Source organism: Neogemmobacter tilapiae (assembly GCF_014652215.1).
Classification (GTDB): domain Bacteria; phylum Pseudomonadota; class Alphaproteobacteria; order Rhodobacterales; family Rhodobacteraceae; genus Neogemmobacter; species Neogemmobacter tilapiae.
The window spans coordinates 544680-557849 of sequence record NZ_BMYJ01000001.1; the positions used below are offsets into that span (position 1 = coordinate 544680).

General features: G+C 62.2%; 17 protein-coding genes. 13 read left to right on the forward strand and 4 right to left on the reverse strand.

Annotated features, from left to right (window positions below):
• Positions 1-156 precede the first annotated feature (156 nt).
• From yajC to IE095_RS02780, 4 genes are read left to right on the forward strand one after another with little or no spacing between them, the layout of a single operon-like run.
• Positions 157-489, forward strand: coding sequence for a preprotein translocase subunit YajC (gene yajC / locus IE095_RS02765; RefSeq protein WP_189410056.1), 333 nt, complete (start codon positions 157-159; stop codon positions 487-489).
• 7 nt (positions 490-496) lie between these two features.
• The gene (secD, locus tag IE095_RS02770) at positions 497-2161 is read left to right on the forward strand and encodes a protein translocase subunit SecD (protein ID WP_189410057.1); all 1665 of its coding nucleotides are present in this window, start codon (positions 497-499) and stop codon (positions 2159-2161) included.
• 9 nt (positions 2162-2170) lie between these two features.
• Positions 2171-3142, forward strand: a complete 972-nt coding sequence (gene secF / locus IE095_RS02775; protein ID WP_189410058.1) for a protein translocase subunit SecF — start codon at positions 2171-2173, stop codon at positions 3140-3142.
• Complete coding sequence (locus IE095_RS02780) at positions 3142-3495, forward strand: Mth938-like domain-containing protein (RefSeq protein ID WP_189410059.1); 354 nt, start codon at positions 3142-3144, stop codon at positions 3493-3495. The genes secF and IE095_RS02780 overlap by 1 nt, the downstream gene beginning before the upstream one ends.
• Positions 3496-3769: 274 nt before the next feature.
• On the opposite strand, the gene IE095_RS02785 is transcribed toward IE095_RS02780, so the two are convergent.
• The 4 genes from IE095_RS02785 to IE095_RS02800 form a co-directional block, all read right to left on the reverse strand.
• A complete protein-coding gene (locus IE095_RS02785) occupies positions 3770-4369 on the reverse strand; it encodes a lytic transglycosylase domain-containing protein (protein ID WP_229804428.1) in 600 nt (199 codons plus the stop codon).
• A gap of 42 nt (positions 4370-4411) precedes the next feature.
• A complete protein-coding gene (locus IE095_RS02790) occupies positions 4412-4966 on the reverse strand; it encodes a helix-turn-helix transcriptional regulator (protein ID WP_189410061.1) in 555 nt (184 codons plus the stop codon).
• 12 nt (positions 4967-4978) lie between these two features.
• On the reverse strand, positions 4979-5497 hold the full coding sequence (locus IE095_RS02795; RefSeq protein ID WP_189410062.1) for a cytochrome b/b6 domain-containing protein: 519 nt from the start codon (positions 5495-5497) through the stop codon (positions 4979-4981).
• Between the two features lie 70 nt (positions 5498-5567).
• Complete coding sequence (locus tag IE095_RS02800; protein WP_189410063.1) at positions 5568-5828, reverse strand: PepSY domain-containing protein; 261 nt, start codon at positions 5826-5828, stop codon at positions 5568-5570.
• Between the two features lie 200 nt (positions 5829-6028).
• On the opposite strand from IE095_RS02800, the gene ssb reads away from it, so the two are divergent.
• The 9 genes from ssb (at position 6029) to IE095_RS02845 (ending at position 13126) form a co-directional block, all read left to right on the forward strand.
• On the forward strand, positions 6029-6571 hold the full coding sequence (gene ssb, locus IE095_RS02805) for a single-stranded DNA-binding protein (RefSeq protein WP_189410064.1): 543 nt from the start codon (positions 6029-6031) through the stop codon (positions 6569-6571).
• A gap of 78 nt (positions 6572-6649) precedes the next feature.
• The gene (locus IE095_RS02810) at positions 6650-7009 is read left to right on the forward strand and encodes an SUF system Fe-S cluster assembly protein (RefSeq protein ID WP_373295388.1); all 360 of its coding nucleotides are present in this window, start codon (positions 6650-6652) and stop codon (positions 7007-7009) included.
• A 213-nt stretch (positions 7010-7222) separates the two neighbouring features.
• Positions 7223-7822, forward strand: coding sequence for a hypothetical protein (locus IE095_RS02815; protein WP_189410066.1), 600 nt, complete (start codon positions 7223-7225; stop codon positions 7820-7822).
• Positions 7819-8577 carry a DUF3307 domain-containing protein gene (locus IE095_RS02820; protein ID WP_189410067.1) on the forward strand — a complete coding sequence of 253 codons (759 nt, stop codon included), beginning with the start codon at positions 7819-7821 and terminating at the stop codon, positions 8575-8577. The genes IE095_RS02815 and IE095_RS02820 overlap by 4 nt, the downstream gene beginning before the upstream one ends.
• A gap of 251 nt (positions 8578-8828) precedes the next feature.
• Complete coding sequence (locus IE095_RS02825; RefSeq protein ID WP_189410068.1) at positions 8829-9656, forward strand: LysR family transcriptional regulator; 828 nt, start codon at positions 8829-8831, stop codon at positions 9654-9656.
• A 48-nt stretch (positions 9657-9704) separates the two neighbouring features.
• Positions 9705-10055, forward strand: a complete 351-nt coding sequence (locus IE095_RS02830; RefSeq protein WP_189410069.1) for a HesB/IscA family protein — start codon at positions 9705-9707, stop codon at positions 10053-10055.
• A 178-nt stretch (positions 10056-10233) separates the two neighbouring features.
• Complete coding sequence (gene tpiA / locus IE095_RS02835) at positions 10234-10971, forward strand: triose-phosphate isomerase (protein ID WP_189410070.1); 738 nt, start codon at positions 10234-10236, stop codon at positions 10969-10971.
• Positions 10972-11027: 56 nt separating this feature from the next.
• A complete protein-coding gene (locus tag IE095_RS02840) occupies positions 11028-11948 on the forward strand; it encodes a DMT family transporter (protein ID WP_189410071.1) in 921 nt (306 codons plus the stop codon).
• Complete coding sequence (locus tag IE095_RS02845; RefSeq protein WP_189410072.1) at positions 11945-13126, forward strand: cytochrome P450; 1182 nt, start codon at positions 11945-11947, stop codon at positions 13124-13126. Before IE095_RS02840 ends, IE095_RS02845 begins: the two co-directional genes overlap by 4 nt.
• Positions 13127-13170: the final 44 nt, after the last annotated feature.

Below are 13170 nucleotides of genomic sequence, written 5' to 3' on the forward strand. Positions count from 1 at the left end.
TCTGGGTTAAATCCATGCCCCCTATGCCCCATTCGCGCCGCTTGGAAAACGACAAAACGCATTTCGGCCCCCCGCCTTGCCATTGCCCCCTGTCATGATTAGGTTCCGCCCAACCAAAATCCGGGGTTTGCCCGGCCCAGAACAGACGAGGACGCCATGTTCGTGACCCCCGCCTTTGCGCAAGCCGCCCCCGGTGCTGCTGCCGCCCCTTCGGCCTTCCTGCAATTGATGCCGCTGATCCTGATCTTCTTCATCATGTATTTCCTGCTGATCCGCCCGCAGCAAAAGCGCGCCAAGGAACATGCCGCGATGATCGAAGCGGTGCGCCGTGGTGATCAGGTCGTGACCCAGGGTGGCATCATCGGCAAAGTCACCAAGGTCATGGACGATGGCCAAGTCGAGGTGGAAATCGCCGATGGCGTCAAGGTCAAGGTGGTCAAGCGCACGCTGGCCAATATCCTGAACAAGACCGAACCGGCACAAGGCTGATCGAACCATGCAACAGATGGCCCTGTGGAAACGCCTTCTTATCTGGGCCACCATTGCCCTTGGCGTGGTCTATGCCGCGCCGAACGCCTTTTACGCCCGTGTCGAAGGCCACAATGACGCAGCCAAACTTTTCGCCGAGGGCGCAGGGCTGACCGCGGAACAGCAGGCCGCCTATGACGCTTGGCCGGAATTCCTGCCCTCCACCCTGATGAACCTCGGCCTCGATCTGCGCGGCGGGGCGCATCTTCTGGCCGAAGTGCAGGTCAAGGATGTCTACAAAACCCGCATGGACGGGCTTTGGCCCGGCGTCCGCGATGCCCTGCGCGATATCCGCGATCAGGTGGGCAATGTCCGCCGCGAACCCTCGGCCCCTGACGAACTCCGCATCGCCATTTCCAATCCCGAAGGGATGCAGGCGGCCATTACGGCTGTCGCCGGGCTGGCCCAACCCATCAGCAGCCTGACCGGCATGGGCGAAAAGGATATCACCGTTTCCCAGGACAAGGGCCAGATCCTTGTCCGCCTGTCGGAGGCCGAACAGGCAGCAACCGACTCCCGCACCGTCCAGCAAAGCCTTGAAATCGTGCGGCGGCGAATTGACGAGGCCGGGACCCGCGAGCCCTCCATCCAGCGGCAGGGCACCGACCGCATTCTCATTCAGGTGCCGGGCATCGGCTCGGCGGCCGAATTGAAGGAATTCATCGGCAAAACCGCGAAACTCGGTTTCTACCCAGTTGTCCGCATCACCCAGAACGAAAACGACACCCCCGGCCCCCGCAACTTCCTCGCCCCATCGCTGGACGAAAAGGGTCTCTTCTACGTGCTGGAAGAAACCCCCGTCGTGACGGGCGAGGAATTGACCAACGCCGCCCCCTCCTTTGATGATAACGGCACCCCCTCTGTGAACTTTCAGTTCAATGTGACGGGCGCCCGCGCCTTTGGCGAATACACCGCCAACAACGTCGGCAAACCCTTTGCCATTGTCCTCGACAATGAGGTGATTTCCGCCCCCACCATCAACCAAGCGATCCCCGGCGGCAGCGGTCGCATCACCGGCAACTTCACCATCGAGGAATCGACCAATCTCGCCGTCCTGCTGCGCGCCGGGGCCCTTCCTGCCGAACTCACCTATCTTGAAGAACGCACCGTCGGCCCGGAACTCGGGCAAGACAGCATCGACGCCGGCATGCGCGCCGCCGTCATCGGCATGATCGCCGTCGTCGCCTATATGGTCGCCAGCTACGGCTTCTTCGGCGCCATGGCCAGCATGGCCCTGGCTATCAACATCGTCCTGATGATTGCCCTGCTGAACCTCATCGGCGCCACCCTCACCCTGCCCGGCATCGCGGGCATCGTTCTGACCATGGGCATGGCCGTCGACGCCAACGTCCTCATCTACGAACGCATCCGCGAGGAATTGCGCCAAGGCGTCAACCCGGCCCGTGCCATCGAACTCGGCTTTGAAAAGGCCCTCTCGGCCATCACCGATTCCAACGTCACGGCTATCCTCACGGCCATCATCATGTATTGGATCGGCTCTGGCCCCGTCCGCGGTTTTGCCGTCACCCTGGGCTTGGGCATCATCACCTCGATGTTCACCGCCGTCTATGTCACCCGCCTCATCATCCAGACCTGGATGGCTTGGCGTCGTCCCAAAACAATCGTGGTGTAGGAGGCGACGATGCGGCTCAAACTCGTTCCCGAAAAGACCAATATCGACTTTTTCCGTGCCCAGTTCGTCACCTTTGGCGTCTCGGTCGTCATGGTCATCGCCTCGATCCTTCTGGTCTTCACCATGGGCCTCAACCTTGGCATCGACTTTCGCGGCGGCACCACAATCCGCACGGAATCGACCAGCCCTGTCGATGTCGCCACCTACCGTGCGGCGCTGGCGGGCCTTGATATGGGCGATATCAGCATCACCGAGGTTTTCGATCCCTCTTTCCGCCCCGACCAGCATGTAACGCAAATCCGGATCGAGGCCGCACAGGGCGCCGAAGCCGTCTCGCCCGAGGGCATCGCCACGGTCGAGGCCGCGATGGAAGCGGTGGACCCCGCCATCAAATTCACCTCGGTCGAATCGGTGGGGCCAAAAGTCTCGTCCGAACTGATCACCCAAGCCCTTCTCGCCATCGCCGCCGGTTCGCTGGGCATCCTGCTTTACGTCTGGATGCGCTTTGAATGGCAATTCGCTGTCGGCACTGTCGCGGCCCTGCTGCATGACGTGATCGTCACCGTCGGCATCTTCTCGCTCTTGCAGCTCAAATTCGACCTCACGATCGTCGCGGCCCTGCTCACCATCCTTGGCTATTCGGTCAACGACACCGTCGTCATCTTTGACCGGCTGCGCGAAAATCTGGCGAAATACAAACAGATGCCCCTGCGCGAGATGATGAACCTGACCGCCAACGAAACGCTGTCGCGCACCATCATGACCGCGACGACCACCTTCATCGCGCTGATGGTGCTGTTCATCTGGGGCGGCGACGTCATCCGCGGCTTCGTCTTTGCCATGCTTTTCGGCGTCGTGATCGGCACCTATTCCACGCTCTATGTCGCCAAGAACATCGTGCTGTTCTTGGGCGTCGACCGCAGCGAAAAGCCGAAAAAGGAACGCGGCACACCTTCCGAATACGCCCATCTGGACAACTGATGCGCCTGACCGAGATCAGCTATGACAAGGCCCTGCCCGTTGACAGTTACGGGCCGGGCTTTTTCCGTCTGAACGGCCAGGTTTTTCGCGGCGCGATGCTGATCACGCCTTGGGATGCCGGCCTATGGGGCGGCTATACCGACACCGCCGCACCACTGACGCTGACAGGCCGGATCGACGTTCTGCTGCTCGGCACCGGGCCAGAGATCACCCATCCCCCTGCCGCCTTTGTGCAAACCATGGAAGCGGCGGGCATCGGGGTCGAGCCGATGAACTCCCCCGCCGCCTGCCGCACCTACAATGTGCTTCTGGGCGAAGGGCGTCGCATCGCCTTGGCCGTGTTGCCCGTTTGACCCTCTGATCCAGCGGCATGGCCTTTGGCCATAGGCCTAGACGTTCGAGGGGGCTTTGCCCCCTGTTCGCTGACGCTCACACCCCCAGGTATTTAGGGCAAGATGAAACCCCATTCATCTTGCCCTAAATACCTCGGGGGGAGTCCGAAGGACGGGGGGCGGCTGCCCCCCGCCGCAGCGCAGCGGAGGCCACTTTAAAACCCCGCAGCGCAGCGGAGGCCATGCAAAGGCTTATGGCCAAAGGCCATGCCGCTGCATCAAAAAGGCCGTCTGATCACTCGCCCAGAATCGCCACGACGTAATTCTGGGTTTCCGCATAGGGCGGAATGCCATCGTGCTTTTCGACGGCCAAGGGCCCCGCGTTATAGGCCGCCAGCGCCAGCCGCCATGACCCGAACTTGTCATGCATCATCGACAAATAGCGCGCGCCGCCTTCGATGTTCTGCGTCGGATCGTCGATGTCGACCCCCAGCAGATCGGCGGTTCCCGGCATCAACTGCGCCAGCCCCGTCGCCCCCTTGGGCGACACCGCCCCGGCGTTCCAACCGGATTCCTGCTGGATCAGCCGCAGGAACAGATCTTCCGGAATGCCATGTTTGGCCGCTGCTGCCTTGGCAACCTCCAGATACTCGCCCTTGTATTTGCCCTTAAAGGCCGCGACCTTGACATCGCCTTCCTCTTCCGGCGCGTCGGGGCGCAGCCGGGTCGATCCTTCGTATTGCTTGGCCAGACGGCCATCCAATAGCTTGGATTGCAGGGCAAAACGCGAAGAACGGCTTTCCGAAGCTCCAGACAGGCTCAACCCCTGCGCCGCTGCGGCAGAGGCCAAGGACAACCCTGTCACCATCGCCAGACCCAACAGTCTGAACTGCATTCGACACCCCGGAACCATACGTTGCCGGGCACTATACGGATTTCAGCCCTTTGCGCCAGCCCCTTCGGCCAAGGCCCCCTGCCCCATGGGCTTTTCCCCGCTGACCAAGGGCGCGCGCATCAGGTCTTCGATCAGCACGCTGACCAATTGCCCCCGCCCCTGCGCCCCCGATTTGCGATAGATCGCGTTCAGATGGGTTTTCACGGTGGCCTCGGCGCTGCCCCGCAGCCCCGCAATCTCGGTGATGGAATAGCCTTTGATGGTAAAGGCCGCCACATCCGCCTCGGCCGCCGTCAGGCCCCATTTGCGAAAGTAATCCTCCATCAGCGTGGCCAATTCGCCTGCGGCCACGCCCAAGCCCCGCTCCATATGCGCCTGTTTGCGCAAAAGCCGGATCAGATAGCGGGTTTCGAACGCAAGGCCGATGGCCATGCCCAAGGTCGCCCCCGCCTCGGGCAGGAAATGGCCATAGGGCACGCTGGCATCGTAAAGGCCTGCGAAATCCTCGATCACGTCGAACAGGAAAAAGGCCAGACAAAAGGCCTGAAACAGGATCAGCCCGAAAAGGGTCAGGCTTTTGCGGTCAGGGCGGGTCATAGGGGCTCCGGATCAGGGCAGTGTCTTATAGCCCGTCACCATCGACTTCGGAAGGTTCACCCGCAGACGGCGCGATTCAAAGATCACGGCGGCAATATGCAGCACCGCACAAAGCTGCACCCAAGTGACAAAGGCCTTGTGTAGGTCTTCGACCCACTCCACACCGAACCATGTCAGCGTCGTCAACATCCAGCCGGTCAGCCCGATGATCAGACAACTGGCCAGCAGATTATAAACCATCAGCGCACCCAAGGGCGAATGCCCCTCATGCGGATGCACCCGCCCCGTCACGATTTCGCGCGCATGATCTAGTGCGGCGGCAGGGTCAGGGGGAAAGCTGCGAAAGCGGGCGAATTTCGGGCCGATCAAGCCCCAGACCAACCGCAGGGCGATCAGCGTCAGGACGCCATAACCCAGCCAGCGATGGGCGGTCTTGCCGGGGTTGGTCACGAACATGTTCAAGATCAGCCCCGCCACCAGCGCCCAGTGAAAGGCCCGGACCAAGGGATCCCAGACATAAAGTTTGCGCATTGCTTCGGCCTTTCCGAAAAGGGCCGGGGTCTCCCCCGGCCAGAACCATCCACGTCACGAAGGATCAGGATCACTCGTCGGCTTCTTCCATCTCGGTCACTTTGTATTCGGCATCCAGCTTCAGCTCCCACATCTTGCCGTCCTTCACCGCATAGACCTCGATCAGCCCGTCTTCCATTTCGACCTTGCGGACCTCATAGCCTTCCGCCGTCACCACTTCGGTCGCTTTCGCCACCGTCGCCGCATCAGCCTCATCGCCATCGGCCAGGGCCGCGCCCACCGACATCATCGAAAGGCCCAGAACGGCCACAGCGCGGATCATCGTTTTCATGCTCGTCTTCCTTGCTTGCCCCCGGCCCCTTGCCGGTGGGTGTAAGCCCGACTTGCCCCGCCTTTCGCCGCGCCACTATTCACCACCGGTTGCGTTTCGCCGCTCTGAAACCAAAGTTGCAGGCAGGCCGGGGGCGGTTTAAGGACTGTTAACCAATGTGGGCCAGTCTGGCCCAAGCCAAGAATCGGGGGAGTGCGTCCATGGCGGGATCGGTCAACAAGGTCATCATTCTGGGCAATCTGGGGCGCGACCCCGAGGTGCGCTCGTTCCAGAACGGTGGCAAGGTGGTGAACCTGCGGATCGCCACGTCGGAAACCTGGCGCGACAAGAATTCGGGCGAACGCAAGGAACGCACCGAATGGCATTCCGTCGCGATCTTCAGCGAACCGCTTTGCAAGATTGCCGAACAATACCTGCGCAAGGGCAGTAAGGTGTATATCGAAGGCCAGCTTGAAACCCGCAAATGGCAGGATCAGTCCGGCCAAGACCGCTATACGACCGAGGTGGTGCTGCGCCCCTTTACCGGCAATATGACCCTGCTGGATGGCCGCGGCGAAGGTGGTGGTGGTGGTCAAAGCGGCGGCGGTTATGATGATCGCGGCGGCTATGACGATTATCAGGGCGGCAATGGCGGTGGCTCCTCGCAAGGCGGTGGCCGTTCCTCCGGTGGCAATCAAGGCGGCAATCAGGGGGGCGGCTATGGCGGCGGCCGCAGCGATCTGGACGACGAAATCCCCTTCTGATTTGGCCAAAGCGGCGGGCTTTACCTTGGCCCGCCCAATCCCTATATATTTGCTCAACTAACCCAAGGGCAAACCGCCATGCAGATGCAGGATCAGATCGAGGGTGCCCCCTTGATCAAACCATCCACCACCGACCATCCCCTCTATGAGGCGGTCACCGATGCCTGCCGCACGGTCTTTGACCCCGAAATCCCGGTGAACATCTTTGATCTGGGTCTGATCTACACCATCGACATTTCCCCCGAAAACGCGGTCGAGGTCATCATGACCCTCACCGCCCCCGGCTGCCCCGTCGCCGGCGAAATGCCCGATTGGGTCGGTTCCGCCGTCGAATCCATCCCCGGCGTGAAACAGGTGCAGGTCAACATGACCTTCGACCCGCCTTGGGGCATGGAAATGATGTCAGACGAGGCCCGTCTGGAACTGGGCTTTATGTGACGTCAAGCCTGAGGGCTTGATTTGCCAAAAGCAAGCCCTCAGGCTTGATTTCACAAAAGCAAACCAAAAGACTTGCTTTTCAAAAAGCAAGCTGCAACACTTGCCACCTAGGCAAAGTGAGTCCGCATGCCCGCCCACAGCCCCATCATTGCCGTCCTAACAGGCGATCTTGTCCTCTCGCGCAAGGCCGGAACCGCTGCGACAGAACTTGCGATGCAAGCCTTGGCGCAATCCGCGCGCGATCTGTCCGACATCGCGGATGCAGACACCCGTTTCACCCGATTTCGCGGCGATGGTTGGCAGTTGGTTCTAGGCCGCCCCGGATGGGCCTTACGGGCCTGTCTGATCCTTCTCGCCGATTTGCGCGCCTCAGGGGCTGGCATCGAAACGCGGATCTCGGTCGGAATTGGGCGCCATGACAGTCTTGGAACAAAAGATCTTTCCGACGCATCCGGCCCCGCATTCTTTGTAGCCGGTGAGAATTTGGAAAGAATTTCAAAGTATCGACGTCTGATGCTGGCAGAGACACAGACCAAAGACGAAACCGGCAAAAATCTTAGAAAAGCGATCTTTGACCTTGTCGACGGGCAAACCTCGCAATGGACAAAAGCCCAGGCAGAAGCGGTGGCCATCTGGTTGCGGCAAGGACAAATGACCGACGCACGCCATGAGCCGACAACCCAAAAGGACATTGCCAAGCAGATTGGCATCACCAGACAAGCGGCGCAAACTCGCTTGGCCGGGGCAAAAAGCTGGACTTTTGAATCCGCTCTTACATGCTTTGAACATCTCGACTGGGAAGCGACATCATGATCGAAACCTTCGCCGTCCTCCTTTTCGCCCATGTCCTTGCCGATTTCGCTTTTCAGACCAATTGGATGGTCGCCCACAAACGCCATCCCCTCACCCTCGCCCTGCATGGCGCCATCGTCTGGGCCACCGCCGCCTTGGCCTTGGGCAGCCTTCACCCCGCCCTGCTCCTATTGGCTCTCCTCCACATCGCCATCGACGCGGCCAAGGCCTATGCCCCGTGGAAGGGTCTCGCCCCCTTTCTCACCGACCAAGCCCTGCATCTGGCAACCCTCGTCGCCCTCACCCTCTATCTTCCAACCCTCTGGGCCACCGGCCTTTGGGCCGCCCCCGGCCCCGAGGGCTGGGTTCTGAACGGCGAAAGCCCCCTCACCGCCACCACCCTGCCCCCCATCATGACCCTGATCGCCGGGTTCCTGCTGGCCACCCGCGCCGGCGGCTTTGTCATCGGCCTTTACATGGCCCGCTGGCAGAACGACTGGCCCGAAGGCCTGCCGGGCGGTGGCCGCGCCATTGGTCATCTGGAACGTGCGATGATCTTCCTGCTGATCCTCACAGGTCAGGCGGGCGGCATCGGTTTCCTCATCGCCGCCAAATCCGTGCTGCGCTTTGGGGCCGTCAGCGATGACCGCAAGTTCAGCGAATATGTCATCATGGGCACGCTCGCCTCGTTCGGCTGGGCGATTGCGGTGGCGGGGGGCACGGTTTGGTTGTTGGCAGCCCTCCCCCCCTTGGGCCTGCCCGACCTTTCCCCCTGAACATCAATGCCACCGCCCGCCAGAACCGCGCGCGGCGCAAAAGCGCCCGCCGCCGCCGCAGGCTGGCCCGAACACGCCGCACACGCGCCATCTCGGCCTCAAAAGAACTGTGGGGCATCGCATCCTCATGCGAACGCAGGGGCGGAATGACCATCATCATGGACTTATCCTTTCATTTCTGAAAACATGATCTGAAATACAGCTAAAAATTCGCACCCCATACGGCCAACATCGGAAATCACCTTTCACAAATGCAAGGCAACATCAGCCTCGACGACCTGTCCCTCTTCCTTGCCGTGGCCTCCTCCGGCGGGCTGTCCGGCGCTGTCGCCAGCACAGGCACCTCGGCCCCCACCCTGTCGCGCCGCATGGCGGAACTGGAACGCGCCACCGGACAACATCTGTTTGAACGCGGTCGCAACGGCTATGCCCTGACCGCGCGGGGCCGCGAGTTGCTGGCCGAGGCCAGCGCCCTGCGCCCACTGCAACAGCGCATCGCCCAATGGGCCAGCGGCCCCGGCACCACCCCCCGCGTCCGCATCACCGCAGGCAGTTGGACGGCCCGCCTCATCGCCCGCAACATCGGGCGCTATTGGCAACCCGGTGCGCCTTGGGTGCCCGAATTCATCAGCGCCAACGCCAATCTTGATCTGGCCCGGCGTGAGGCGGATATCGGCATCCGCGCCCGCCGCCCCGAACAACCTTGGCTCGCCGCACAAAAGGCGCAGGATGTGCGCTATGCCGTCTATGGGCTGGCCAGCGCACCCAAGGGCTTTATCGCGCTGGACGCCCAAGCCCTGACCCCCGCCGAACGCTGGATCCGCGAACATCACGCCGCCCAGATCATCACCACCGTCAACACCGAACGTGTCGCATTGGACCTTGCCCGTGCTGGCATGGGCCGGATCGTCCTGCCCACCTTTGCGGGCGATGACGGCACCGGGCTGCAACGCCTGTCGGACGACATCCCCGAAATCGCGCATGAGGCTTGGCTCGTCAGCCATCACGAGGCACGGCACGACCCGCCGATCCGCCGCGCCCTGGCCGCCCTGATCCGGCTTTTGCGCGGGGCCACTTGATGCAGGGCGGCCAAGGGATTACCTTGGCCGCATCGAAGGAGAACAGATATGTTCGGCATTCCCGGCAAAGCCGCCGTCACAATGACCCCAATGGCCGCAAAACAGATCGCGCGGCTGATGGCGAAACAGGACAGTCAGGGCCTGCGCATCGGCGTGAAAAAGGGCGGCTGCGCGGGGATGGAATACACGATGGACTATGTCTCCAGCGTGAATCCCTTGGACGAGGTGGTGGAACAAGACGGCGCCCGCGTGATGATCGCACCGATGGCGCAGATGTTCCTGATCGGCACGGAAATCGACTACGAAATGGGCATCGTCGAGTCGGGCTTCAAATTCCGCAACCCGAACGTGGCCGAGGCCTGCGGCTGCGGGGAATCGATCAAGTTCAAGGATCAGTAGGGTGGGTGAAACCCACCGATCCATTCAAAATCTTGAATAAGATATCAAAACCATCCACTTACACGCCATTTCACGCGTGAAATCCGCCCACGCGCCCCAACCCACTGGCGCACCGACCCAGCAGGCGGTATCTCTCAAAAGAACCCATATTTGGCCCGGATTCGGGAGGAGATCAGACATGCGCAAGCTGGCGGCGGGAAACTGGAAGATGAACGGGCTGGCAGCCGATCTGGCCGAGCTGAAAGCCCTGGCCGAGGTTCCGGCCTCCTGTGAGGTGCTGATCTGCCCCCCCACCCCCCTGATCGCGCAGGCAAACTGGCAGATGCAGGGCAAACCGGTGATGATCGGCGGGCAGGATTGCCACGCGAACGCCAAGGGGGCGCATACGGGCGATGTTTCGGCGGCGATGCTGAAGGATGCCGGGGCAGGCCATGTCATTCTGGGCCATTCGGAACGCCGGGCGGATCACGGCGAGACGGATGCCTTGGTCGCCGCGAAAACCCAGGCCGCCTGGGCCGCCGGTCTGGTCGCCATCGTCTGCGTGGGGGAAACCGAGGCGCAGCGGGATGCAGGCCAGACCCTCGACGTGGTGGCGACCCAGCTTGCCGGCTCAGTCCCGGATGGGGCGACCGCGGCCAACCTCGTGATCGCCTATGAACCCGTCTGGGCCATCGGAACAGGCCGCACGCCGACCTTGGCCGAGATTGCGGAAGTCCACGCCTTCATGCGGGCACGGCTGACCGAACGGCTGGGGGCCGAGGCGGCGGGCGTGCGGCTGCTCTACGGCGGCTCGGTGAAGCCGTCGAATGCGGTGGAAATCTTTGCCCTGGCGAATGTGGACGGGGCCTTGGTCGGCGGGGCGAGCCTGAAGGCCGCCGATTTCGGGGCCATTGTCACCGCCCTGTCTGCCGCGTGACATTTCAGGTCGGGAACCGGCAAACGCGCCGCTTCCCGACCTGCTAGACGACCATCATGACAACCCTCATCGCCCCCGCCCGCCAAAGCCTGCTTTGGGCCAACCTTGTTTGTGCCCTGTCGATGATCATCTGGGCGGCGGGGCTTCCTGCTGCCGATCTGGTCATTCCAATCATCCCACCCTTTGCCCTGACGGCCCTGCGCTGCGGCTTGGCGGGGCTGGTTCTGCTGGCCGTCTGGGCGGCATTTGAGGGGATCACCCCCATCCGCCGCGCCGATTGGGGCAAGGGCATCGCGGTGGGCAGCCTTGGCATCGGCCTCGCCGCCGTCTGTCTGGTGGTGGGCCAAGCCTATACCGACCCGGTGACGGTGGGGATCATCACGGCCAGCATGCCGCTGATCGGCATGGGGCTGGAGGTCGCGCTGGACGGGCGGCGGATCACGCGGCCCTTGATCATCGGCATGGCGCTGTCGCTGGTCGGCGGCATGGTCGCGCTGGCGCATGGAAAATTCACGCTGGATCTGGGGCTGGGGGCGCTGGCGACCTTTGGTTCCTGCCTGTTCTACACTTGGGGGTCGCGGGCGACCGTCACCGCCTTTCCGGCGCTCACCGACCTTGGCCGCACCACGATCACCATCTGCGGCGGGGCCATTGCCGCCGCCGTCGCCGCCGTTCTGGCACAGGCGACGGGGTTCAGCCCGGCGGTGGACTGGTCGCTGATGGGCTTGCGCGAATGGGGGGCCTTGGCCGTGTTCAGCCTGCTGTCGCTGGCCTTGATGCAGGTGCTTTGGATCATCTCGGTCGCGCGCATCGGCATCGGGGCCTCCAGCCTGCATATGAACGCGGTGCCCTTCTATGTCATGGCCATCTTCTTTTTGATGGGCGGGGCCTGGAGCAACTTGCAACTGGGCGGGGCCGCTTTGGTCGTGCTGGGGGTGATGATCGCCCAAGGCTTTATCGGGGGAAAACGCGCATGATACATCTGGACCAATCGCCGAAAGATGCGGCTTTCGTGCAGAACCCCTATCCTTTCTATGACCGGGCGCGGGCGGGTGGGTCGTTCTTTTTCTGGAACGACTACAAGATGGTCTGCACAGGCAGCGCCACCGTCACCAACGCCATCTTCCGTGATCGCCGTTTTGGCCGCGAGGTTCCGCCAGAAATCGCCCAGCCCATCCCCGCGCATCTGGCGCCTTTTTACGCGGTCGAGGCGCATTCGATGCTGGAGCTGGAACCGCCGCGCCACACGCGCCTGCGGGGGCTTGTGCTGCGGGCTTTTACCAGCCGCCGGATTGCTGAACTGGCCCCGGAAATCACGCAACTGACGCAGGATCTGATCGACCGCCTGCCGTCCGGCGAGTTTGATCTGCTGACGCATTTCGGGCAACCCCTGCCCGTGACCATCATCGCCCGCCTTCTGGGCGTGCCGGAAGAGATGGGGCCGGACCTGCTGCGCTGGTCCAACGCGATGGTCGGCATGTATCAGGCGGGGCGCACGCCCGCGATGGAACAGGCGGCGGTGCAGGCCAGCACTGATTTTGTGGCCTTCATGCGGCGCTATGTCGAAGAACGCCGTGCGAAACCGGCGGATGATCTGATCACCAGCCTGATCGCGGCGGAAGCCGAGGGCGAGCGGCTTTCCACGGATGAGCTGATCACCACCTGCATTCTGCTTTTGAACGCGGGGCATGAGGCAACGGTGCATTCCATCGGTAATGGCGTGAAGACCTTGCTGGAAACCGGGCATGGCGCGGCGGATCTGACGCCGGACCGGGTCGATGGCACGGTCGAGGAAATCCTGCGCTATGATCCGCCTTTGCATATGTTCACCCGCTGGGCCTATGAAACCATCGAGATCGCAGGCCATACATTCCAGCGCGGTGATCAGGTGGCCCTGCTGCTGGGGGCGGCGAACCGCGACCCTTCGCAATGGGATCGGCCCAATGATTTCATCACCGACCGCCCGGTTAAGGTTCATACCAGCTTTGGCGGCGGCCTGCATTTCTGCGTCGGCGCACCGCTGGCGCGGCTGGAATTGCAGATCGCGCTGCCCATCCTGTTTGACCGCCTGCCCGGCCTGCATCTGGCTGCGGCGCCGGAATACAATGATGTGTATCATTTCCACGGATTGAAGGGGCTGAGAGTCAGCCGATAACTCTGCTGTCGCATGATGCGCCCAAACCCGACGCATTGACCTTA

Bases quoted from the DNA above. Each gene is read 5' to 3' on its own strand.
- yajC (WP_189410056.1), top strand. From the start codon at position 157: ATGTTCGTGACCCCCGCCTTTGCGCAAGCCGCCCCCGGTGCTGCTGCC.
- secD (WP_189410057.1), top strand. From the start codon at position 497: ATGCAACAGATGGCCCTGTGGAAACGCCTTCTTATCTGGGCCACCATT.
- secF (WP_189410058.1), top strand. From the start codon at position 2,171: ATGCGGCTCAAACTCGTTCCCGAAAAGACCAATATCGACTTTTTCCGT.
- IE095_RS02780 (WP_189410059.1), top strand. From the start codon at position 3,142: ATGCGCCTGACCGAGATCAGCTATGACAAGGCCCTGCCCGTTGACAGT.
- IE095_RS02785 (WP_229804428.1), bottom strand. From the start codon at position 4,369: ATGCAGTTCAGACTGTTGGGTCTGGCGATGGTGACAGGGTTGTCCTTG.
- IE095_RS02790 (WP_189410061.1), bottom strand. From the start codon at position 4,966: ATGACCCGCCCTGACCGCAAAAGCCTGACCCTTTTCGGGCTGATCCTG.
- IE095_RS02795 (WP_189410062.1), bottom strand. From the start codon at position 5,497: ATGCGCAAACTTTATGTCTGGGATCCCTTGGTCCGGGCCTTTCACTGG.
- IE095_RS02800 (WP_189410063.1), bottom strand. From the start codon at position 5,828: ATGAAAACGATGATCCGCGCTGTGGCCGTTCTGGGCCTTTCGATGATG.
- ssb (WP_189410064.1), top strand. From the start codon at position 6,029: ATGGCGGGATCGGTCAACAAGGTCATCATTCTGGGCAATCTGGGGCGC.
- IE095_RS02810 (WP_373295388.1), top strand. From the start codon at position 6,650: ATGCAGATGCAGGATCAGATCGAGGGTGCCCCCTTGATCAAACCATCC.
- IE095_RS02815 (WP_189410066.1), top strand. From the start codon at position 7,223: ATGCAAGCCTTGGCGCAATCCGCGCGCGATCTGTCCGACATCGCGGAT.
- IE095_RS02820 (WP_189410067.1), top strand. From the start codon at position 7,819: ATGATCGAAACCTTCGCCGTCCTCCTTTTCGCCCATGTCCTTGCCGAT.
- IE095_RS02825 (WP_189410068.1), top strand. From the start codon at position 8,829: ATGCAAGGCAACATCAGCCTCGACGACCTGTCCCTCTTCCTTGCCGTG.
- IE095_RS02830 (WP_189410069.1), top strand. From the start codon at position 9,705: ATGTTCGGCATTCCCGGCAAAGCCGCCGTCACAATGACCCCAATGGCC.
- tpiA (WP_189410070.1), top strand. From the start codon at position 10,234: ATGCGCAAGCTGGCGGCGGGAAACTGGAAGATGAACGGGCTGGCAGCC.
- IE095_RS02840 (WP_189410071.1), top strand. From the start codon at position 11,028: ATGACAACCCTCATCGCCCCCGCCCGCCAAAGCCTGCTTTGGGCCAAC.
- IE095_RS02845 (WP_189410072.1), top strand. From the start codon at position 11,945: ATGATACATCTGGACCAATCGCCGAAAGATGCGGCTTTCGTGCAGAAC.